The sequence below is a fragment of the Thiobacillus sp. genome (genome assembly GCF_024708915.1).
In genome coordinates this window covers 1-22,387 of sequence record NZ_JANJXQ010000110.1, presented here as the reverse complement: position 1 = coordinate 22,387, position 22,387 = coordinate 1, and the positions used below count along the sequence as shown (strand labels likewise).

Genomic DNA, 22,387 nt, shown 5'->3' with positions numbered 1-22,387 from the left:
AGCCACATTGGCCATTACAGGGTGAAACCATGATTGCCGTAACTTCAGTTGAGGCGCAGAGCCGATTTGGCGAACTGATTGATCGAGCGCAACGCGAACCGATCGAAATCACGCGCCGCGGCCGCACGGTTGCCTATGTGGTTTCCGAGCACGACCTCAAGGAACTGCAGGATATCCGCAAGCGCCGCGAGGATGCCGTCCGCTGGTATTCGAGCTACAAACAGCACTCCGCTCCCCTGCCCGATGCGGCCTCGCTGACCGACGACGATATCGACCGCCTGGTCCATGAGCTTCGCTAGGTGGGTGGTTCTGGATACGGGCATTCTGGTCAGCGCTGCAATCCGCCCGGACTCCATTCCCGCCCTGGCCCTGGAAAAATCCTTGCTGGATTTCGATGTATGCGTCAGCCACGAAACGCTGGCGGAACTGGAGTTGGTATTAGGCCGGTCAAAGTTCGACCGCTATGCGCCCAAAACTCAGCGCGAGGCTTTTATCGCCGGCTTTCGGGAACGCGCAACGATGATTGATGTATCGATCATCGTGACCGACTGCCCTGATCCAAAAGACAACATATTTCTGGCGCTGGCCGAAGCAGCCGTAGCCGAGCTGATCATCTCCAGCGATCCGCATTTAACGAACATGCATCCCTGGCGCGGAATCCCCATCCTCCCGCCAGCAGCCTTTCTGGTCGGCATCAAATAAAGCCGGCATTGCATATCATCTATCTCGCAAATTTCGCATGACCGCCGCCCGCAAACTGACCGTCCTGCAACTGTTGCCCGCGCTGGAATCCGGCGGAGTGGAACGCGGCACGCTCGAAGTGGCGCAAGCGCTTGTCGAGCACGGCCACCGCGCGCTGGTGATGTCGGCGGGCGGGCGGCAGGTCGCGCCGCTGGTTGCATCCGGCGCCGAACACTTCGCCTGGCCGATCGGCAAAAAATCGCTCAAAACGCTGCGGCTCGTCGGCAGGCTGCGCAAGTTTCTGCTGGAACAAAAGGTCGACATCATCCATGCGCGTTCGCGCGTGCCGGCGTGGATTGCCTGGCTTGCCTGGCGCGGCATGGATCCATCCACCCGCCCGCGTTTCGTCACCACGGTGCACGGCATGTATGGCGTCAATCGCTACAGCCGCATCATGACGCAGGGCGAACGGGTGATTGCAGTGTCCAAAACCGTGCGCGACTACATCCTGCGCGAATACCCCGACACCCTGCCCTGGCGCATCCAGGTCATCCATCGCGGGGTCGACGGCGAAGCCTACCCGCACGGCTGGAAGCCCGACCCCGGCTGGCAGCAGGCATTCTTTGCGCAGTTTCCGAACGCCGCCGGCAAGCAGTTGCTCACCCTGCCCGGCCGCATCACCCGGCTCAAGGGGCATGAAGACTTTATCGAATCGATTGCCCGGCTGAAGCGGCGCGGACTGCCCATTCATGGAATCATCGTCGGCGGCGCGTCGTCATCCAAGCAGCGCTATCTGCAGAAGCTGCGCTACCGCGTGCGCAGCCTGGGTCTGGAAACCGACCTCAGCTTCACCGGCCAGCGCGACGACCTGAAAAACATCCTGGCGATTTCCAGCCTGGTGCTGTCGCTATCAACCCAGCCCGAGTCCTTCGGCCGCACCACGCTGGAGGCGCTGCGGCTGGGCGTGCCGACGGCAGGCTACGACCACGGCGGCGTCGGCGAAATCCTGCGCACCGTCTATCCTGCCGGACTGCTGCCGCTCGACCGGCTCGACGAAACCTGCCAGCACATCGCCCAACTGCTGCAACATCCAGAAGCGGTTCCGGCGGGCGATTTTTTCCCGCTGCAAGCGATGCTGGATCAGACGCTGGCGCTATATGAGCAGCTGGCGCGCGCACCGCGTCGCTGATGCCTGTGTCCTGTCGTCGCAGCCGGTTGTCATCGCGCGCGTCACAGCGTAGACAAACGCTACTCGCCCAACTCGCCCTACCCGATGACGAGGATGCGGAGGGGCCTGGCGCGTTGCACGGCATTCATGCCGCGAACGACTCCGGCTGATATTCCGGCACCCAGGTTTTCAACTGGCGCTTGACCGTCATTTCGTCATGGGTCTCAGAGTGATCCAGCCAGGCCAGGCACTCGGCATACCAGCCGGCGTCGGCGGCGCGCGCTTTAGCCACCCGTAGCTTGGGATGCGGAGTGGGCAGCGTCGACTCGTCGTCGGCGAGCAATTCCTCATACAGCTTCTCGCCGGGACGCAGGCCGCTGTATTCGATGCGGATGCGGTCTTCGTCCGCACCCGACAGGCGGATCATCAGCCGGGCCAGTTCGGCAATCCTGACCGGTTCGCCCATGTCGAGCACGAAAATCTCGCCGCCCTCGCCCATCAGGCCAGCCTGCAGCACCAGTTGCGCGGCTTCGGGGATCGACATGAAAAAGCGCGTGATCTCGGGATGCGTCACCGTCACCGGCCCGCCCGCCTCGATCTGCTTCTGGAACTTGGGAATCACACTGCCGGACGAGCCGAGCACGTTGCCGAAGCGCACCGACACGAAGCGCGTGCCGGTCGATTGTTGCATCGCCTGGCACGCCATCTCCGCCAGCCGCTTGGTCGCCCCCATCACGTTGGTCGGATTGACCGCCTTGTCGGTGGAGATCATCACGAACTTGCCGACGCCGTTGGCCTGCGCCGCGGCGGCGACCACCTGGGTGCCCAGCACGTTGTTGCGCACCGCCTCCCAGGCATTGTCGTTCTCCATCAACGGCACATGCTTGTAGGCGGCGGCATGGAACACCACGGTGGGACGCTGCTCGGCCATCACCTGGTTCACCCACACGGCGTTCTTCACGTCGCCGATCATCGGTGCAATCTGCAAGTCGGGAAAACGCTGCGGCAATTCCTGCTCCATCGCGTACAGCGCCAGCTCCGACTGCTCGAACAACACCAGTTTCGCCGGCGCAAAACGCGCAATCTGGCGACACAGCTCCGAGCCGATCGAGCCCCCCGCGCCGGTCACCATCACCACCTGGCCGGTCAGCAACTGATGCAGGCCACTGTCGTCGAGCGCCACCGGGTCGCGCCCCAGCAGATCGTCGAGCTCGATACGGCGCAGGCTGGAGACCGACACCCGGCCTGCCACCAAATCTTCCAGCGACGGCACGGTCAGCACATTCAGCCCGGCGTCGCTGCAGGTCTGGGTGATGCGCTTGCGCACCGCGTGCGCCGCCGACGGCAGCGCCAGCACGATGTCGTCCACCTCCATTTTGCGTGCCCAGACCGCGACCTCATCCAGCGGCCCCAGCACCGGAATCCCCTGCACCAGCCGCCCGCGCTTGTCGCGGCTGTCGTCCAGCAGTCCAACCACATGAAACCCAGCCGGATTACGCGCCAGTTCGCGCAGCAGAAAGTCGGCCGCCGAGCCCGCCCCCGCCACCAGCACCGGTTTGCTGTCCGGGTGCAGCACGCTGGCCAGCCGATGCTCCCTCCACGCGCGGTAGGCCAGACGGCTTCCACCCATCAGCATCACCAGCAGCAATGGATCGAGAATCAGCACCGAACGCGGCACCACCGCGCTGACGCGGAACAGGATCAACACCAATGGAACCAGCAATGCCGCCAGCCCGACGGCCAGTACGATGCGCTTGAGATCGGGCAGGCTGGCAAACCGCCAGATCCCGCGATAGAGGCCGAAACGCCAGAACACCGCGGCCTGCAGCGGCACCACCCAGGCCAAGGTGGACAGCGCGGCGGCCTGGAATTCGGGCGATAGCGCCAGATTGAAGCGCAACCAGTATGCAGCCAGCCAAGCGAAGGCCGCCGCCAGAATGTCGTGCAGGATGACCGTGATGGTACGGGGGTTAATGTTCATTACGAGTGCGATACCAGCGCCAGTCGATGGCGAGGAAGATAAGCATATAAACCACGATCCACAGTGCAAGCAGCCACGCAGCATGCTGCGGCAGCGCCAAGAGCGTGAATGCCAGTGCGGCGCCCGCGAGCATCAGCCCATAAGCGGCCATCGCAAGTTGGCGATGCGATGCGCCCAGCAGCACCACGCGCTGATAATAATGCGAACGATGCGCCAACCAGAATTTTTCGCCACGCAACATACGGCTCCCCAGGGTCACACTGGCGTCAACGATGAACGGCGAGAACACCACAAGCGGGAACAGCCACGGCCACACGTTCTGCCGGGCACCCAGAATACCGAGTGCGGCGGCCAGGAATCCCAGTGGAATCGACCCAGCATCGCCCATGAACACCTGCGCGGGCGGGAAATTAAAACGCAGGAATGCCAGCGCCGCTGCCGCAATCGACGCGCAAAGCGCGGCCAGTGCTGGCGCATCGCCAAGCCACGCGGCCAGCGCCAGCGAACCAAAACCGATTGTGGCTATACCGCCTGACAAGCCATCCGAGCCATCCATGAAGTTATACAGATTGGTCATCCACACCACCGCCAGCGTACCCAGCAGCAATGTCCAGCCGGTCAGCCCAAGTGCCAGCAAGCTCGTCAGCGCTGCCGCGAAGTGCACAAAAAAGCGTAGCGCGACCGGCAACCCACGCACATCATCCAGCACCGACATGGAAGCCAGCACAAACGTCATCAGCAGAACCGGTAGCAGACCTGCCCCACTCAGAAACACACTGCTCACCAATACCCCGGCCATGATGCCCAGCCCACCGATGCGCGGCGTTGGTGTCGCATGCAGCGAACGCTCATTGGGATGGTCCATCGGCAGGCGGCCGCATCGCAGCAGCCAGGCCAACGTCAGCCAGCAGATGACAAAAGCAGAAAACGGTGCAAGCCACATCATGCCGAAGCCGACACAGTCGCTGCCAATCCCGCTTCCATCGAAAACGGCGGGGCCCAGCCCAGGCGCGACCGGATAGCCGAACTGTCCACGACAAGCGAGCTCGTAAGCCGTGTGACGGCTGCGCGCTTGCCCAGAAGACTGCCCGCCAGTTCCAGCATGCTGGCAGGCACCGGAAGCAAGCGCGCCGGCCGGCCCATGGCACGCGCCACAGCACGGATCAGCTCAGGCGTCGAAACCGGCTCGCCGTCGTCCAGCAGAAAAGTCTGCCCAGCTGCGTCAGGGTGCTCCGCACATAGCCGGATCGCATCGACGAAATTACCCAGAAACAGAAAACTGCGGCGGTTGCGAATCCCCCCCAAGGACAACGGCCAGCCACTCTCGACTAGCTTCAGCAAATGCAGGAAATTCGCCTTCACCCCCGGCCCATAAATCAGCGGCGGGCGCACAATAACGATTTCCAGCCCGGTTTCGCAGGAAATTTCCTGCAGCCCTTGTTCAGCCTCCCACTTTGATAGCGCATAGTCGTTGTGCGGCGCGGGCGGGCTTTGCTCTGTAAAACATTCCCCTTCGCGGGTGAACAAGCCATGTACGCCTATCGAACTGATAAAAACAAAACGGCGCACGCCCACTGCCGCTGCCTGGCGCGCCAGATTCAATGTGCCTGCTGTATTGACCATGCGAAAAACCGCAAGCGGGTTCTGCTCAGTTTCTTTCAGGACATGGGCGCGCGCCGCTGTATGCACCACGACGTCCCGACCCACGAGCACCTCACGCCAATCGGATGTTGCAGACAACTCCGGTGCCAGGATGAAACCTCGTTCCCGCGCCGCGACCACACGCACCGAACCCAGTACGTCGTAAGCTTCACTGCGCAAATGTTCAAGCAGCGCCCTGCCTATGAAGCCCGATGCTCCGGTGACCAGAATTTTTGCGGCCATTGTTACGTCCGGGGATGTACGAAGAACTGCCTGCCGCGCGACCATAACTTGTGGCCAAGCAAGCGGAACCACGAAGCCCGCAGTCCATGTTGCTTCAGCGCGGCCATAATTTCGCGATTTTGCTGGATTACATTCGAAAGGCTCTGATTGGTCTTGCCGCCCAGACGCATCTTGATCAATGTCCTCGGCACATACACCGAACAGATCCTGTGCACTTCCAGAAAGCGCAACATCAGTTCCATATCCGCGGCAAGCAGGAAATTCAAGTTAAAGCCACCCAATCTTTCATATACCGATCGTCGTACAAAAAATGTCGGGTGCGGCGGAACCCAGCCATATTCAAACCGGCCCAGCCGGTAAGTACACGATTTCCAGTAACGCACGATCCTGCTGGGATCTTGCTGATCCACATACACCAAATCGCCAAAACAGGCCTCGATGGCCGGATCGGAAAACGCTTCGGCGATGTGCGACAGCGCTGTATTACCGGCATAGAAATCATCGGAGTTGATAAAGCCGATCACCTCACCTGTCGCCATCCCGATACCCTTGTTCATCGCATCGTAGACACCACGATCTGGCTCGGAGATCACCTTGGATAAGAGCTGGCGATAGCGCTTGATGACAGCCAGCGTGCCGTCCTCCGACCCTCCGTCCACCACAATATGCTCAATGTCCGGATGCGTCTGCGCAGCTACCGATTGAAGAGTGTCGCCCAGCGTTCGCGCGGAGTTGAAACAGACAGTAATGATGGAAATCTTCATGAGGCGACCGACAGGCGGTTAGGAAGAGCCGTGATGAAAGGCAGCCAGTGCCTGTATGGCACTGGCTGAATCATCACGAAAAAGGTGGGCCGCCCGGCGAAGTTTATCTAGCGGCCAGTCCCACCAGCGCAGTTCGAGCAACAGCGATATTGTCGCGGCGTCAAAACGATGACGAATGACGCGTGCCGGAACCCCGCCGACAATTGCATAGGGTTCGACATCACGCGTGACTACCGCACCTGCTGCGATGATCGCGCCGTCGCCGATCCGCACGCCATCCAGCACCATCACGCCAGCGCCGATCCAAACGTCATTACCGACACTCACGCGGTAGTTTTCGGCGAAATGTGACTTGTCGCAGAACGTGATGCCCGCCTGCGCCAGCGGCGAATAGAAGGCCGGATGCGTCGAGATCCAGTTCGTCGGATGTCGGCCCAGTCCGCCGATGCGCGTGCGCGCACCAACGCTGCAGAAACCACCCATGTCGCAGGACTGCACGCGCCCGCCGCCGATGTAAGTGCAGCGACCAATGTTCGAATCGACGATTATAGTTCCGATGGAAAGGCGGTTGAAGCCCGCAAACGACGATCCCGCGTCTACGTAGCTCAGCAGCGGGGCACGGAAGGATGGCAGCCCGCGGGCGAGCAGTAGTCGTCTGAAAAAGGCCCAGTTGAGTACGTCGATCACAGGTTGAGTTCGGGTAAGAGATGCACGGATCAAGTCGCAAACTTGCGCCGGAACTGTGCCAGCTTGCGAAGGAAAAAATTAATATATCGCGCACCCCTGATCCGGACAAAATATTTGTTGAGCCGCGCCAGATTGGCGGCATGTTCGATGATTGGCGTTCGATCGACGCGAATCGATTCGACGGCCACCTCGCCCCAGTAAGGATCGATCTTCCATTCCGCGCAATGCACGCCACTGCCGTCGATGCCGATATTGCGAACCAGCGAGTGGGCAGAATACAGCGTCAGCATATGTCTAAGGAAGCCCGCCGCGTGCCAGCGGATGAACCATGAATGGTTGCGGCCTGCGATCTGATCCTTGAGCATCTTGATGTTGGAGTGCGGACCGTTCGCATTGAAAGCACGCCGCAGCCCGCGTGACCGAATCTGCTCAAGCAGCGCCTGTCCGTCGCGCTCGAATATGCGCCAGCGGTCCGACCATGTCGCCCAGCCCCAGCTGTGCGGCATGCTGAGGAAGAAGGATGGCGCATCGGTATCAAGCCCGACCGGATACATGTAGCCGCAGACACTCTGCACGCGCTCATCCGAAGCATAGGTGTCAAGCCCATCATTCATGAAGGTCAAAAAGTGCGGCGATGTCGGCAGATCGTCCTCCAGGACGATGGCACGCCCAAACCGCTCGCACAACATGCTGACGCCATCGATGATCGAATTGGCCAGGCCAAGATTCCGCTCCCTGCTGATGATGGTCACCGACGCAAAGCCGCTGATCCGCGCAACATAATCACGCACACGCTCCACACCCTCGCGCGCAAGCTCGTCGCACGCCGCATCGCAGAACACGAACAGCGGTGTGTGCGGCGCAAGCAGGTTGGCCTGCAGCGCCTCGACCGTCTTGCGCGTATGTTCTGGACGGTTGTAGACAAAGAGCGCGAGCGGCGCGCAGTTTTGTGTATGTTCCATAACCTCAGACCCTAGACAGCGGCTGTCCAGCCTGAATGCATTCACGCAACCAAAGCTGCGTCGTCACGAGCTTGTAGACGTGATGCTCCGCCGCCATTACCCCTTTCCTGTTCTGTTCGATCAAGCGCTTGATCCTGCCCGGATCACACCACTGGTGGAGCAGGCTATGCCGGTCAAGCAGCAATCGTTCGACTTCCCGTCCCTGCTCAGAGGCCAGCCATTTCCCCACCGGGGTTGGATAACCTTTTTTGTCAGGTCGATTGCCTATCGATCGCTGGCCGTGCGCACGCAAATACTCGCGCAGCACCCATTTGGTTTCATTCCGATTGAATCTTAGTTTGGCAGGCAAGCTGAACATCCACTCGACAAGCCGGTAGTCCAGGAACGGATTTCGTGCCTCCACACCATGCGCCATGCTGATGGCATCGCCATAGTGCAAAAGCCCGGGCAGAATGGTAAGCGAATGATCCTCCATCAGCCTTTGTCGGACCGGATCAGCACCCATTCCCCCGTGATGTTCGAGTAGCGGCGGCAACTGAACCCCGTCACGCATCAGCGACTGGAAACCTACGCGCCGACGATGCCAGCGCAACAGCATGGGCGAGACCTCACGCGCCGACCATGCCAGCGCCCAGCGCAGCGAGAAGCTGTGGCGCAAGGCGCGCAACCGCTCCCGCACGCCTTCCAGGCTCCGCCGCTGGTCCGACTTCCCTGAAAAATAGTTCAGCAGTTCCAGAATCGCATATTGTGGATAGCCGGCCAGAGCCTCGTCAGCTCCCTGCCCCTCAAGGAGCACCGGCACCCCATCGGAACGTGCATGCTGCATGAGATGCCAGAGCGGATAGACTGCAGGGGAGTAGCCCGGCCCATCCATGTGCCATGCCACCTTGCGCAAGGTATCAAGCCAATCCTCTTGCGGCGCGGACACCGCGGTCAGCGGCGAATGCGCCGCATCGCTGGCGAGCTGCGCCCATGGCAGTTCGCCCGACTCGCCTTCGCCATAGACGGACGTATAGCAGACCAAAGGCTTGGCGACATGCTGGCTGGCTGCGGCAAGCACCCCGGTCGAATCAAGACCGCCGGAGAGTGTCAGGCCCACCGGAACATCGCTGCGCAGCCTCACCCTCACCGCGTCGGTAAACAGCGCGTCAAATTGAGCACGCGCACCATCGGCGCTGAGCGCCTCATCCGTATTCGCCGGGTAATCCCAGTAACGCGACAGACGCAGCTTGCCGGTGGCGGCCTCATAGGTCGCATAATGCGCTGGCGGCATCACATCGATACCTTGGTAGAAAGAATTGCCGCGGGCGTAAAGCAGATTGTTGCCCAGGAAATCCAATAGCGCCGTTTCCGACACAGCCCGGTGCCCAGGAAACAAAGCCAGCAGCGCCTTGGGCTCGGACGCGAAAGCCAGACCATCGTGGCCATTCCGGAAATACAGCGGTTTCACCCCGAACCGGTCACGCGCCAGCAACAAATGCTGCTTCGAGGGTTGCCAGAACGCGAACGCCCACATGCCGTTGAGGCGTGGCAGCGCCCGGTCTCCCCACTCGATCAGCGCATGCAGCAGCACCTCGGTGTCTGAATGCCCGAAAAACTGATGACCAAGCCCTTCGAGTTCGGCACGCAATTCGACGTGGTTGTATACCTCCCCGTTGAAAACAATTGCCGCACCGCTTACCGGTTCCACCATTGGCTGGTGACCGGCAGGAGATAGGTCGAGGATGGACAGGCGCCGATGACCGAGCAAAACACCCGGCGCAGCAAATTCACCACGGTCATCCGGGCCGCGGTGTGCGAGCAGATCCAGCGCGGCGCTGAAGCGTCCAGCATCCACCGCCTCGTGGCGGCCGAACCATCCGAGAATACCGCACATCAGTACATCGCTCCGCCCTGCCCACGCGCATGACGCGACAGTCCTCTAAGAACATAAGCAACCTGTCCTTGGCCGAGCATCAAGGCAAGGCGACGCAGTTTGTATACTTTCTTTTGCCATGAGGGTATTTCGCGTCCTGCCAGGATCATCTGATTCTCTTCCTGAAAGAGATGCTCCATCAGGCTGGTCTTGGTTTCGCCATGCAGGCGGAGTGCGCCCCAGATGCAATCTACGTGTATCCCTTCGGCATGCTGCGCCAGTCGAAGAAACCATTCGTAGTCAAACGAACAGTGATACCTCTCGTCCAGTAACCCTGTCTTCTCCTGAAGACTGCGACGCCAGAATGCCGCCTGGTTCGCAAGCAGCATGCCTTCCGCCAGGAGCGCCCTGTAACTGGGCTTCACATAGCGAATATCGCGCAGCGGATGATCATGCTCGTCAATCAGCATCATGTCGCCGATGACAAGGCCCGCCCACGGATGTTTTGCGGCAGCCGCGCTCAGATCATGGAAAGCGCCCGGATAGTAGATGTCGTCCGAGTTCTGCCACGCTACCCATTCGCCGGTCGCCCGTCGCAGTCCCTTGTTGAGGGCGTCCGTCTGCCCGCGATCGGGTTCACTCACCCACCAGGACAAGCGGTCTGCATAGCGGCGGATGATGTCTACGCTTCCATCCGTTGAGCCACCGTCGACAATGATGTATTCAAGGTTGGGGTAGCCCTGATCGAGCACCGAGCAAATGGTGCGCTCGAGATAGGCCGCCTGATTGAAACTGGGCGTAACAACGGTAATGCGCGGAAAATCAGCCACGATTTACGTGCCCCCGATTGTCAACGGCACGCATGCTCGCGGCAATTCCCAGCAGCAGCCATGTGCCCACCGACATGAAGTAATTGCCGTAGATCTGGTCTCCCAATTGGAAAGCCGCAAACAGCGCCAGGACAAACGCATGCGCCGACCAGTTCGGCCCCTGCCAGACTGACAGAAACGGCCGCGCCAGCGTAACAGCCGCAAGCATCATTAGCCCGACCAGCAATCCGCCGCCAATCAGGCCCAATTCCGCGCCCCCCTGAAGAATCGTGCTGTGGGGAAACCCCATCGGCCCCGTGCAGGACTGTTCGCCAAATCTTGCCGCGCCAACGCCAAAGACGGGATTTTCCGAGAACATCGCCATCGCCTCCTGGTACAGCACCCAGCGCATGGCTATGGAATTGACCCCGTCCTTGAATGGCTGACAACTCGCCTCACCAAGGATGGGTACAGTCACACCAAGGAAAGGTTCGATAGATTCCATATGCGAATCCATATTCATGGGCAATGCATAAAAGCGCCCAAAATAGGGATCAAGTTTAGGCAGCACCGACAACGACAGCCCCACAACAGCCACTATTGCAGTCCATAGCCCAACCCGCCTCCAGATTGAACGCTGCCGTGCAAATAGGCAGGTCACTGCAACCCCAACCAAAGCAGAAAGCAGCCAGCCCCTTGCCGTTACCCAGACCAGGAAGACTGTGAACAGGCCGGCTAGGCCATTAAGGAACACTTGGCTAGACCGGTTCGTTCTTTCGCCCAGGCTTCGGAAATCAAGCATGCGCACGCAAAGTGCGATCAATGCGGCTGTCAGCAGAACGCCTGCCAATAACGCGCCATGATCTTGCCCAAAAAATGGCCAACGCCCGAACGGTCGCCCCGCCGACGTTAGGCGATCACTCAACAAGAGCGGCAGGAGGGTTATGCCTGCAACGAGGGTAATGCGCATAAAGAGAACAATATCCGACACTCGCATCAATCGTCCGCAGAGATAGGGAACGACCACCATGAAAGGCAGGTAACGTGCGAACTTTCCCATCTCCCCCCAAATTCCACCTTGGGATACCAGCGAGACAGACACCAGCGAAACAAAACCAACAAACAGCCCGTCAAGCGTGGTGACAGGCCAAAGATGCCGCTGTCCCCGCCATGCCAATACCGACACCCACACCAACGCTACTGTATAGACGGCGATGGTCGCTAACTGCGGCCATGGGATTGCCACAAAATGCGCTATAGCCAGCGCGAAGGGCATGCCAAAAAGCAGCCATGCCGCCGGATAGGCTGGTGAATAAAGAATAGGGGTAAGCTTCATCACGTATCGGTTTTCCGAAACACCACCAGCATGTGATCCTTTGCACTCATCCAATAGGTAGGCGAAAGTTCCAAGCCCGGATAACGATCAAGATCAATCCCCCCCGCGCCGAACCGCCGCAGCAGAGCAAACACCTTCGGTGCGAATCGGAGAATCAAATTGGCGGTAGTTTCGTAAACCCGTTGTTTAATAGAGGCCCTGCCTTCGGCGTGTGAGAACAAGCGCATGTATTGGACCTCCAACCCAAGCTGTGGTGCGACATTCTCAGCCCAAGTTGGATTGATGAAAGACAGGTGCTCGGCAATATGGCAGTACCAGTAAAGGCCTCTCATCAGGCGCCAGCTTGGCGCCGCGGTGTTGCCAGTAGTTACCAGGACATATCCTCCAGGGCGAACACAAGCGGCCAATGAAGCCAAAAAAATTTTGGGATCAAAACTGTGTTCGATAACATCGATTGCCAACGCGACGTCCACATCGATATTCAATTCGGAGAGTTTGGCGAAGTCGCTGCTCAGCACATCCACGCCTCGGGCACGTGCACGCCTTGCTGCCTCCTCATGAATCTCCACACCGATCCATGTGTAATCAACACCAAGATATTCAAGCAGCCGGCCATCGAAACAACCTACGTCCATAACCCGCTTAACTTCTCTTTTTATTTTGAGCCACTCTCGGATCAATCGCCAGTCGGTTCGCTGCTCCACCGGAGTTGGCCAGCTTTCCGCATCACCTGACTGGTAAAGCCGGTTGAGTTCAGCCTCACTCTGTCTAGGGTGGCGGAAGAGTAAATGACAGTTAGAGCACTGCCATAAGAACCCTCCTGGAAGCTTTTGCTTTAGCAAACGTCCAGCAAAGGTATTGCTCGGAGGAATCGCGCCAAGCGAATGCGTATTCCAGGAAGCACAACTGGGACACCTGACTGTGCCGGCCACACCGGTGGCAAGGACATCAGGCACTCGTGTAATGCTCCAGATCAGACTGGCTATCCACCTCGCCCCATTTCCCTGTGTACGGCAGCGCTGCGATGGGCAACCGCCCGGCTTCAATAATCTTTTGCAGCGTGCCAGTCATATGCATCTTGTCGCGTTCGTCTTGAGTTAGCCCGGCACGAATGCGCAGCACCTCGCCCCATCCGTCTGGCGTAAAGCGCAACAATCCCATGTACTGGCCTTCCACTTCATCAACAGTTTGGGGCTTGTTGCCAATTTCGGCGAGCGTCCCATCCGCATTTATACGAAATGTTTCCGCATCCAGGAGAGGATCGCCGAAACGACTCTCCCACAATTCCTGCCAGTGGGGGTCGTAAGTGACAGCAAGCGGGGCCGAAGATTTAATTAAGGCGGCTACAGCGCTGGCGTCATAAAAAATATCGGAATAACTCACAATGCATGGGCCACTTTCCAGCCATGCGGCGGCACAGGCCAGCGAAGACACCATGTTCGTTTCTGACCATCGTGGATTATGGAATTCGACAAACCCACGGTCAGCCAGCAATTCACGCCTGTAGCCGGTGACGATAGCAATATCGGCAACACCAGCCGCTTGCAGTGCCCTGATTTGCCAGTCAAGTAAGGGGCTGCCTCGCAGTTCCACCAGACACTTAGGACGTTCATCAGTCAGGTTTTTCATACGACTGCCGCGCCCTGCAGCAAGGATAATGGCCCTCATCGCGTCTCCCGCATCTGGAATAATTTTCTGACACGTCCGACATCTGCTGCAGAGAAGACAGGCTCCCTTTCCGGGTGCCACATCCAGCCTTCCCATGGCAAGTGCGCGTGGCGAATAGCCTCGATTGCTCCGTCCTCGCTGCGAGCCTCAACCACAAATCCCTCAGGACATTCGGTCAGAGACCAGTTGTGATAGCTATTCACTTCTAGGGGCCACGCCGCTGTTTGATCAGAAATCTGCAAACGATGATGGCTCCGTACATGCCCGTCCACCTTAGCCAAATGACCGCCGGCCCAAACCCCCATCATCTGCATCCCGCGGCAAATACCCAAAACGGGCAAACCATGTTTCTGCGCATAGTCCAGCAACGCAGCCTCGGTCAGATCACGATCACGGCACTCGCCAATATCATTGCCGCCTGATAACACCACAGCATGAGGTTTCACCTGGCCAAGCCAGGCATCAAAGATCTGATGATTTTCCTGTCCAGCCGACGTTTCCATGAACAGGCCATTCGGCACGGGGATGGGCACGGCATCGGACTGCAGCAGGAAAGCGATAAGCCGCTGATCCAATGCGTCACGCTGCTCATCCCGCCCTGCAACAATATCTACCCGCTGGCTGACCGCCACAATGACGGCCCCGCTCACGCCAACACCTCTACTCGGCGCCCGGCGCAGTCAAGATGTAATCTTTGGGAAGTTGACCAACGTCGATACAGAACCTCTCCTGCCCCAATGACCGCCGGCAAGCCCAACTCTCCGGCACGAATAGCCATGTGAGAATTTGCACCACCCCAGACAGTAATCAGCCCCGCGATCGGATAGGCAAACAACCAGTCAAAGCCTGGGTCAGCGTTCGGGATACATACAATCGCCCCGGCTAGCCGCTCACGCTCCTCACACCCCGTCACGGGTGCGGTGACCTGTTTCTGGGTAATGAAATTGGGCGTGGTCTCAGGCCACTCAAAAACCCAAACGTCCTCCGGGCGCGCGATGAGTGGTGGCAACACAACGGCCAGAGTGTCCCGGTAGCGCGCCATGCCTTGTTCGATGCTGCGCGAGAGCGCCTCCTTTGGGTCTGCCGCTGCCACGTGAAGTTCCTTGAAGGCGGCAATGTCGCAATAAGCCAAATCTTCCCTGGAGAAGCCCCACTGCGCGCCACACTCCGCCACCAGTGCCAGCACATCCGACAGGTTGCGGGTGAAATGAAATTTCGCCGACTCCCGCAATTCGATCCCCGCCTGCAAAAAATCGAAAAGCCCCACCGGATCAGGTTGCAGGCCGTGCGATTCGAGCAGCTTCACCACTTCGCGCATCTGCGGCAGCGTCAGGGAAAAAGGCTTCACCGTCTCCGGTGCCGGTGGCCGCTGGCTCCAGTCGAAATAGAGTTCGGGCGCCTCGTCGTAACGCGGCGAAAGAATGTCATAAGTACCCGGGCGCAAATGGCCGTAGCGAGACAGGAAGGTGGCCTTGTCCAGTGTTGCCCTGTCCCTTGCGAGTTGTCCACTAACGGTGGAGACACCACCCATGAAGGCGTCGTAATCCGCATCAGAGAAAACACCCACTGCCACCAATGACTTGAGCATTTGCACTGCTACAAACCCTGCACGCGCCAAACCGGCAAAAGGCAGCGTCCCATAGCGCTTGGCGTCTTCCAGCAACCAGTAAATCCGCTCCAGTGGATCAGCGCTGGAGGCCAAAAGCTCCTCCCGCCGTGCATTGAGTGTACTCAGCTTGGCAGCATCTTCGCGCCACAAGCCGTCCTTGGGATGCACGATGCGGTTGGTCAGGCGCCGCAGGCTGTCGGCAATTGCCTCGCGCTCGTCTTTCGAGAAGCCCGCTTCCGCCAAACGTTCCAGCCGCTGCGGCAAATCCAGGGTGTAGCATGAAAAGACAACTTCAAACTCCACCTTGTCGTGCAGCGTGGGTTCAGACAGAAGGCGGTCGATGTAATGATCCACCAGCCTGCCTGCCAGCCCATCATCCAGATCGGCAGGGATGAAGGAATTGAAGGACAAGCGCACATCAATGTACGGCAGTCCGAAAAAATGCGGCATCAGCGGAAAGCTGCGCAGATTGCGGTAGCCGTAGTTGTGGCGCTGATAGGCCCAGATGGCATCAGTCACCAACTCACGGTAAAGCGACAAAGCCAGTGGTTTTGGCCGCACGCCTATGATCTCGGCGGGGTTCCAGTCCGGCATTACGCCATAGACCGTACGGCGACCCATCAGGAAGGGGTGGGGCTGCATGCCTCGCGCCACCTTGTCGTGAATGCGCTGCAACCGCACCGACTGCGACGTTTCATCTTCCAAGGGCCCGGTCAAGACCAGCGGGCGGGCCTGCAACAGCCACAACACTTCAGCCTGGCCCTCGCAGGTGACGGCAAACTCACAGTCCACCGGCACGCCACCAAACAGCACAAGCAATTCATCTATCAAGGCAACCACACAGGCCAATTCGACGGGGGGGGCGATTGGCGAGCAGGCTGCCTGTTGCCAAGTCCGACCGCCCTTGCCGCCCGTCACGACGGAGGTATCCCTCCCTTCCGACCAACTCACCACTCGGTAAGGCGTGCAGGTATTGGGGTCGTGGGAGAAGGCGACGCCAGATCGCAACACGCTCTGCAGCATCGGCTGGATGAGCACCTCGTCATTTTCATCAGCTTCACCGTAGGCTGCAATCACCTGCTCAATGGCATTTTCCAGGCCCTCGGCCGCAACATCCGTCAGCGACAGAAAAGCCCCAGCGTTGGATTCGCCAGCGCCGTCTTCGCGTTGGCAGCTGGAACGCACGATCCATGGACCGTTCCCGATCACCGGGCGAATCCGAGCCAGACAACCGGCAGGGTCGGCCTGCCACGCAGCCACCGTGAAGGACACCAGGGGGGCGATGCGGGCCGACCGCAGTGGCTCTTGCAGTAGCGCCAGGGTGCCGGCCTTGGTGGAAAACGCCAGGGTCATTGACTCAATCCTTGCGCCGGGCAGACCAAGCACGGGTTAGATAGGTAGCTTCAATCACATCCAACTCACTGATGCGCCGTTCTACAGACGCCAGGAAAGCGTCGAATTTCTCAGGACCCAGCTGAACACGGAGGTCATTGACTGAGCGCCACGCACCCAGATAACGCTCAGGCGTCATGGGAATAATGTGACGACCTTCCAGATACACCACATCTTCAAAGTGAGGGGAGGCCCATAGTTGCTCGAGCAGGGTCTCGGTAATACCGGAACGCCCGGAGGAAACCCGTTTGATATTTGGACGCAAGGTGTCCAGGTGAGCCTCGATTTCTACCAGCAATGGATTCACCTCAATCAATCGTGGATTCCATAGCGCCGTAAAGCGACCACCGGGACGCAATACGCGGTGGAATTCACATGTTGAAACGTCGAAGTTAGCCCAGTGAAACGAGGAGGCCATAGACAGCCAGTCGCAGGATGAACCAGGCAAGCCTGTCTGTTCAGCATTGCCTGCCAACCAGCGAATCGATGTACTTGCACTGTCGGCAATTCCATTCGCTCGCATATCATCATTAGGTTCTATTGCCGTAACGGATTTGGCACCTTTGTCATACACCATCCGTGTCCAGATTCCCGTGCCGGCACCGACATCGACAAAATCGATTTCCTGCACCGGTCTGCTCAATAGCCCCAGCAGGCCGTTTAGTACTGAAGGGCAGTAATCCGGGCGGTGTTGTGAGTAATCTTTGGCAAGACCGGTGAAATCTCCCGCCTTCAGCGTTGTTTGGCTCATACTTTTTCCTCAATTTAAAATTTTCATCAATTCATCTGCCAGAGCTCCAACGCCTCGCTCCGGCTCAAACTCCGCCACCCAGTCCGCTGCTTCAGGTTCATCGATGGGCAAATCCAGCCCGGCCACATCGGAGAGCTCGCCGGCATCGAAGCGACGATAGATTCCCTTCGGATCCCGGCGGCGCAACTCGTCCACCGGCACCTTGAGGTAAACCTCGAAGTAGCCGGGCAAATTCGCCCGGTTCCAAGCATGAATTTCCTTGAACAGCGAAATGGTGGCAATCACAACCGTCATCCCCTGCGCGGCAATCACCCGGCACAGGTGAGCATATTGCATCGCCAGCGCCAGCCGCCCTTCGCGGCCATGATTTTCCGTATTGGCCGATACCGCACCAAACACTTCCCGCAACTCGTCGCCATCGAGCATCACCACGTGCCTGCCGTGCTCACGCAATCGCCTGACCACTTCGCGGGCGGTAGTGGATTTGCCAGCTCCGGAAAGACCCGTAATCCAGATTACTTTCCCTGCGCTCATCGTGGCTCCCTGAACGCAATCACCTTGCCTAAGCGCGCCAGCTTCCAAATGGAAGCTTTGAAATAACGGGGTAACCGCACACCCCGCACGGCGAGAAACTCATTGATTCGCCAAGCGAGATTCGGAACTGCGCTGGATTGAGCCTGAATCTCGCTCAACTGCCGGCCAGTCCACTCACCCAATGCACGTAGAAACTCCTGCATTCCACTCACCAACTGCCAGCGTTCATATGTCTGCAGGCGATACCTAACCAATTCGGACGCATCCATTCTCATCGCGAGCGTGACGGTAGCCATCACCCGATCTTGCTCACGACCATCATTCGGTCGATCCCAGAAGCCAGCAGGAACATTCAGGTTGCGGTAAAAACGCAGCAGCCTGGAATGCGGAAGGTAGGAAGGTTTCTCGTCGTTCTCCTGTGCGGCCAGATAGCCAAAACGGGCCATCAAGCCACCGCACCGCCCGACAATTTCTGCTGCTTCCACCGACAGAACTGGATCTTTCCAGGATCCAACCTGACTCGCACGATTAATAACCTGCGTGTCTTCTGGGTGAATCTCCCGGTAGCGCTTCTCCGCGGCGACAGCCTGCTCGAAACCCGACCGTTCAACAGCTTCCAGCATCGCCGATTCACTCACGACAATTCCTGAAAATTCCAGCACCGAGCGCAAAGTTGCCAAAGCATCCTGTTTGTAATCCTCAAATCTGAAAACCATGAGATCAGGCTGAGCCAGCCATGACTCGTTAAACAGGTTCCAGGTTTCAATTTTGTCCAGCTGGGTTTGACCATCTGGAAAATCCAGGAATGCTTTGAATGTCACATCTGGCGATTCCCGCCGATAGCGAGAGAACAGTGCATCACGGGGGTCACGAATGAAGTAGATGATCTTGGTTTTGGCAGTCTTGCCGGTCGGCCAGATATGCGCCCATTCCACTTCCACGTCGTCCCGAAAGGAAAGGTGCTGCGCTTCACTCAAGGCCGGCAGCCACTTCTTCAGGGGCTCCTCAATCGGATTCAGTGCCCAACTGCCCCCCTCCTTAACCCACATACCATCACCAACGGTAGTGCGATAGGTCTTGATTCCCAGTACCAGGAGGCAATTGATAAGCCAAGTCGCCCCACAGGGCTCACGCGGTGAAATCAAATATAGTTTGGATGTCTTCAAAGCTTATCGACCTGCTCCAGTTGTCAGCCTCCGGCTCAACTCTTCCGTTATCGGTTCCTTCGCGACCAGCAGGAATAGCCCCCCCGCAATGGCAGCGAATGCAAGCATATTCAACTCATGGGTGGCTCCAAGAAAAAGCGAGGCAATCAGCAGCATGGCCGCCATGAAAAAGCCCCACAACCTACCGGCCAATGCATGTCGAATGTTTCCTGCGGGGCCGATCACCTTCTGGAAGCGCATGTAAATTGCAGCGGAATTATAAAGAGCAGCACAAAAAAGCCCGACAGCTGCCCCAATCAGGCCAAACATCGGGATCAATAATAGCGAGGCAGCAATATTGCTGATGGTGAGCCGCAACTGGTTCTGGAACAGGAAGCGGCGGTCATCCTTACCGATCAGGCTCACGTAAAGGGGCGTAATGTAAATCATGGCCAAATTTGAAAGCGTTGCGACCCCAAAAAAAGCCATCATCTGGTCTTGCTCCACACTCACCCAGTGGTGTATTGCAAATGATAATAACAAAGCGCCCAGCGCATGTGCTGCGAGTGCGGGTACAGCAATGAGTGTCATTACACGCACATATGACCGAACAATGACATCTGCGCCATGACTACCGAGATGAAGAAACACTCGCGTGACTGCACTGAATAATCCCTGAAGTCCCCAAATCACCTTCATTGCCAGATCATAGGATGTGACAGCCATGCCGCCCGCAAAGTGATTGAGAGTCAGCTTATTGAGCGGCTCAAGAAAAATATTCATAAAGGCCGAGAACTGGATTGCACTTCCCGACTTGAGCAAGTCGGGGATGCGCTTCATGGCCTGCGGTAAGCGATCCAGCGAAAGACGTTCAAGTATCAGCGCCCGTCGAGTAGCCCATAACATCAGCATGTCTGTGGCCGCACCAGCGCAGAGCAGCAACAAATACATCGAGACAGCAACTTGACTCTGCGTTGAAAACAAAACAAGCAGCCCAATTAGTACAACGGTTGGCCCTAGCATCTGAGACTTCATGGCCATATCCAGGCGCCCCGCGCTTTCAATCATCGCTGAATTCAACGCTGAATAAATCTGCAAGGCCGTCAATATGCCAAGGAAAAACGAACCCGATTGCGCGTAGTCCCAGAAAACCCGGCTGATCGCACCGGATTCCTGAAACCCCGGCGCCAAAATACTCAGCAGCAATGCAAAACCCAGAATACCCACAACGGACAGGATCGTCAGGACATTTGCTGCGACGAATAAAATGGTCTTGTCAGAAGTTCCGGTGGTGTTATCTGACGCCATCAATTTGGCGACCAGCACAATAAACACGCCGGAAATGAGAGAAAGATAGAGCGCAAATACGGATATCAGGGTAGCAATATTTCCATAGTTTTCTGCCCCAAGAAGTCGCACGGCAAGAAATGCAGACACAAGGCCTACCCCAGAACGATAGGCCGAAGCAACCGCGCTCCAGGATGCATTTCTAAACAGCATGTGCGAGTTCGGTCAGACCGATGGGCCGCCACCCTGCTGGGGCTTCGCTGATGGTGCGCCATTGCCATTTTTTACGAAAATGGCATCTGACCACAACAGTTCGTCGTGATGTCCATAGTGCAAGCCACACAAGGTATGCAGTTCGAACCCGTTATCAAGCATGAAGCCCAGAACATCAGGAAAGAGATGGCACCCCTGATAGAACTCCTTAAACAATACCTCCACCAGCACAACCTTGGCCTTCTCGAGCATCCCCGATGCACCCTTGAGGGCAAGATAGTCATAGCCCTGCAAATCAAGTTTGATTATATCTACGCGATCAATTGAATTCGCCCGGCAATAATCGTCAATGGTGACGACTTCCACTTCAACCTGCTCTACAAGTTCACAAAGCTGTTTGAGGTCTGGTTGCAAGGATTCAGAAGTCGGCAGTAGCGAATTGGTCGGACGCGAGACATTGATGTTGAACGTTGCTTTGCCCGCAACGTCCCCAAGCGCCGCATGCACAATATTAATCTTGGAATTACCCGTGAATTTGCGCACAAGTATTTCCCCAAGCATGGGGTCAGGCTCGAAGCAATGAAACTCGGACCTCGGTAATAAAGCCCCAAACCTCTCTACCATATCGCCGAGATGAGTCCCTCCATCAATAACTACTGGATCAGGACACCCGGCAAGCACGGAAACAATCCGATATGTCTCTTCTTCCGGAATATACACGCGGCTTGAGCGCTTAAATGCGACGACACCGAAGCGCTTGAGCGCTCCCCTGAGAAATCGCTTGATCATCATTCGTGGTAATCCATGGCCTTGTAGCCGTGCTTCTTCACCAGTTCGTCGCGCTCTGCAGCTTTGAGATCTTCGCGCACCATTTCGGCGACGAGTTCATCGAAGCTGATCTTCGGCGTCCAGCCGAGCTTGTTCTTGGCCTTGCTGGGGTCGCCGAGCAGGGTTTCGACTTCGGTGGGGCGGAAGTAGCGGGGGTCGACAGCGACGATGCATTTGCCGTGGGCGTCATAACCCTTCTCGTCGACGCCCTGCCCTTCCCAGCGGATCGCCATGCCAAGCTCCTTGGCGGCGGCGTTGACGAAGTCGCGCACGCTGTACTGCACGCCGGTGGCGATGACGAAATCCTCGGGCGTCTCCTGCTGCAGCATCAGCCACTGCATTTCGATGTAGTCCTTGGCGTGACCCCAGTCACGCTTGGCATCCATGTTGCCGAGGAAGAGGCAGTCCTGCAGGCCGAGCTTGATGCGCGCCAGCGCGCGGGTGATCTTGCGGGTGACGAAGGTTTCGCCGCGGATCGGGCTTTCGTGGTTGAACAGGATGCCGTTGCAGGCATACATGCCGTAGGCCTCGCGGTAGTTGACGGTGATCCAGTAGGCATACAGCTTGGCGACGGCGTAAGGGCTTCTCGGATAGAACGGGGTGGTTTCCTTCTGGGGGATTTCCTGCACCAGGCCGAAGAGTTCGGAGGTGCTGGCCTGGTAGAAGCGGGTTTTCTTTTCCAGGCCGAGGATGCGGATGGCCTCCAGAATGCGCAGCGCGCCGAGGGCGTCGGAGTTGGCGGTGTATTCGGGTTCTTCGAAGCTGACGGCGACGTGGCTCTGCGCGGCGAGGTTGTAGATTTCGTCGGGCTGCACCTGCTGGATGATGCGGAT

22 protein-coding genes are annotated in these 22,387 nt (G+C 58.1%); 3 read left to right on the top strand and 19 right to left on the bottom strand.

Features of this window, described 5'->3' with window-relative positions:
* Positions 1–29 precede the first annotated feature (29 nt).
* The 3 genes from Q0L94_RS08185 to Q0L94_RS08175 are packed head-to-tail and all read left to right on the top strand — an operon-like array spanning position 30 to position 1,870.
* A complete protein-coding gene (locus Q0L94_RS08185; protein ID WP_296752291.1) occupies positions 30–299 on the top strand; it encodes a type II toxin-antitoxin system prevent-host-death family antitoxin in 270 nt (89 codons plus the stop codon).
* Positions 286–702, top strand: coding sequence for a putative toxin-antitoxin system toxin component, PIN family (locus tag Q0L94_RS08180; protein ID WP_296752288.1), 417 nt, complete (start codon positions 286–288; stop codon positions 700–702). The genes Q0L94_RS08185 and Q0L94_RS08180 overlap by 14 nt, the downstream gene beginning before the upstream one ends.
* Before the next feature lie 37 nt (positions 703–739).
* The gene (locus Q0L94_RS08175; RefSeq protein WP_296752286.1) at positions 740–1,870 is read left to right on the top strand and encodes a glycosyltransferase family 4 protein; all 1,131 of its coding nucleotides are present in this window, start codon (positions 740–742) and stop codon (positions 1,868–1,870) included.
* Positions 1,871–1,994: 124 nt separating this feature from the next.
* Here the strand turns inward: Q0L94_RS08175 and Q0L94_RS08170 are convergent, their stop codons facing one another.
* The 19 genes from Q0L94_RS08170 to gmd all read right to left on the bottom strand — a co-directional run.
* Positions 1,995–3,830, bottom strand: a complete 1,836-nt coding sequence (locus Q0L94_RS08170; RefSeq protein WP_296752284.1) for a nucleoside-diphosphate sugar epimerase/dehydratase — start codon at positions 3,828–3,830, stop codon at positions 1,995–1,997.
* Positions 3,820–4,776, bottom strand: coding sequence for a glycosyltransferase family 4 protein (locus tag Q0L94_RS08165; RefSeq protein WP_296752281.1), 957 nt, complete (start codon positions 4,774–4,776; stop codon positions 3,820–3,822). The genes Q0L94_RS08170 and Q0L94_RS08165 overlap by 11 nt, the downstream gene beginning before the upstream one ends.
* Positions 4,773–5,714 (bottom strand): NAD-dependent epimerase/dehydratase family protein, encoded by a 942-nt coding sequence (locus Q0L94_RS08160; RefSeq protein ID WP_296752278.1) that lies wholly within the window; start codon positions 5,712–5,714, stop codon positions 4,773–4,775. The genes Q0L94_RS08165 and Q0L94_RS08160 overlap by 4 nt, the downstream gene beginning before the upstream one ends.
* A gap of 2 nt (positions 5,715–5,716) precedes the next feature.
* On the bottom strand, positions 5,717–6,478 hold the full coding sequence (locus Q0L94_RS08155; protein ID WP_296752275.1) for a glycosyltransferase family 2 protein: 762 nt from the start codon (positions 6,476–6,478) through the stop codon (positions 5,717–5,719).
* A gap of 18 nt (positions 6,479–6,496) precedes the next feature.
* Positions 6,497–7,165 carry a CatB-related O-acetyltransferase gene (locus tag Q0L94_RS08150; protein WP_296752272.1) on the bottom strand — a complete coding sequence of 223 codons (669 nt, stop codon included), beginning with the start codon at positions 7,163–7,165 and terminating at the stop codon, positions 6,497–6,499.
* A 29-nt stretch (positions 7,166–7,194) separates the two neighbouring features.
* A complete protein-coding gene (locus Q0L94_RS08145; protein WP_296752269.1) occupies positions 7,195–8,127 on the bottom strand; it encodes a glycosyltransferase family 2 protein in 933 nt (310 codons plus the stop codon).
* A 4-nt stretch (positions 8,128–8,131) separates the two neighbouring features.
* Complete coding sequence (gene asnB / locus Q0L94_RS08140) at positions 8,132–10,003, bottom strand: asparagine synthase (glutamine-hydrolyzing) (RefSeq protein ID WP_296752266.1); 1,872 nt, start codon at positions 10,001–10,003, stop codon at positions 8,132–8,134.
* A complete protein-coding gene (locus Q0L94_RS08135) occupies positions 10,003–10,812 on the bottom strand; it encodes a glycosyltransferase family 2 protein (protein ID WP_296752264.1) in 810 nt (269 codons plus the stop codon). The genes asnB and Q0L94_RS08135 overlap by 1 nt, the downstream gene beginning before the upstream one ends.
* Positions 10,805–12,127 carry an O-antigen ligase family protein gene (locus tag Q0L94_RS08130; protein ID WP_296752338.1) on the bottom strand — a complete coding sequence of 441 codons (1,323 nt, stop codon included), beginning with the start codon at positions 12,125–12,127 and terminating at the stop codon, positions 10,805–10,807. Before Q0L94_RS08130 ends, Q0L94_RS08135 begins: the two co-directional genes overlap by 8 nt.
* Entirely contained in the window at positions 12,127–13,083 is a 957-nt protein-coding gene (locus tag Q0L94_RS08125) for a class I SAM-dependent methyltransferase (RefSeq protein ID WP_296752261.1), read from the bottom strand. The genes Q0L94_RS08130 and Q0L94_RS08125 overlap by 1 nt, the downstream gene beginning before the upstream one ends.
* Positions 13,076–13,795, bottom strand: coding sequence for a phosphocholine cytidylyltransferase family protein (locus Q0L94_RS08120; RefSeq protein WP_296752259.1), 720 nt, complete (start codon positions 13,793–13,795; stop codon positions 13,076–13,078). The genes Q0L94_RS08125 and Q0L94_RS08120 overlap by 8 nt, the downstream gene beginning before the upstream one ends.
* Positions 13,792–14,445, bottom strand: a complete 654-nt coding sequence (locus Q0L94_RS08115) for a gamma-glutamyl-gamma-aminobutyrate hydrolase family protein (RefSeq protein ID WP_296752256.1) — start codon at positions 14,443–14,445, stop codon at positions 13,792–13,794. The genes Q0L94_RS08120 and Q0L94_RS08115 overlap by 4 nt, the downstream gene beginning before the upstream one ends.
* A complete protein-coding gene (locus Q0L94_RS08110; RefSeq protein ID WP_296752254.1) occupies positions 14,442–16,757 on the bottom strand; it encodes a PEP-utilizing enzyme in 2,316 nt (771 codons plus the stop codon). The genes Q0L94_RS08115 and Q0L94_RS08110 overlap by 4 nt, the downstream gene beginning before the upstream one ends.
* 4 nt (positions 16,758–16,761) lie before the next feature.
* The gene (locus tag Q0L94_RS08105) at positions 16,762–17,547 is read right to left on the bottom strand and encodes a class I SAM-dependent methyltransferase (protein ID WP_296752251.1); all 786 of its coding nucleotides are present in this window, start codon (positions 17,545–17,547) and stop codon (positions 16,762–16,764) included.
* 9 nt (positions 17,548–17,556) lie between these two features.
* Complete coding sequence (locus tag Q0L94_RS08100) at positions 17,557–18,081, bottom strand: adenylyl-sulfate kinase (protein WP_296752248.1); 525 nt, start codon at positions 18,079–18,081, stop codon at positions 17,557–17,559.
* The gene (locus tag Q0L94_RS08095; protein ID WP_296752246.1) at positions 18,078–19,247 is read right to left on the bottom strand and encodes a sulfotransferase domain-containing protein; all 1,170 of its coding nucleotides are present in this window, start codon (positions 19,245–19,247) and stop codon (positions 18,078–18,080) included. Before Q0L94_RS08095 ends, Q0L94_RS08100 begins: the two co-directional genes overlap by 4 nt.
* A gap of 3 nt (positions 19,248–19,250) precedes the next feature.
* Positions 19,251–20,726 carry a hypothetical protein gene (locus tag Q0L94_RS08090; RefSeq protein WP_296752244.1) on the bottom strand — a complete coding sequence of 492 codons (1,476 nt, stop codon included), beginning with the start codon at positions 20,724–20,726 and terminating at the stop codon, positions 19,251–19,253.
* Between the two features lie 12 nt (positions 20,727–20,738).
* Positions 20,739–21,518 carry an FkbM family methyltransferase gene (locus Q0L94_RS08085; RefSeq protein WP_296752242.1) on the bottom strand — a complete coding sequence of 260 codons (780 nt, stop codon included), beginning with the start codon at positions 21,516–21,518 and terminating at the stop codon, positions 20,739–20,741.
* Positions 21,515–22,387: GDP-mannose 4,6-dehydratase (gene gmd, locus Q0L94_RS08080; protein ID WP_296752240.1), on the bottom strand; the 873-nt coding region annotated here is incomplete at its 5' end. The genes gmd and Q0L94_RS08085, both read right to left, overlap by 4 nt.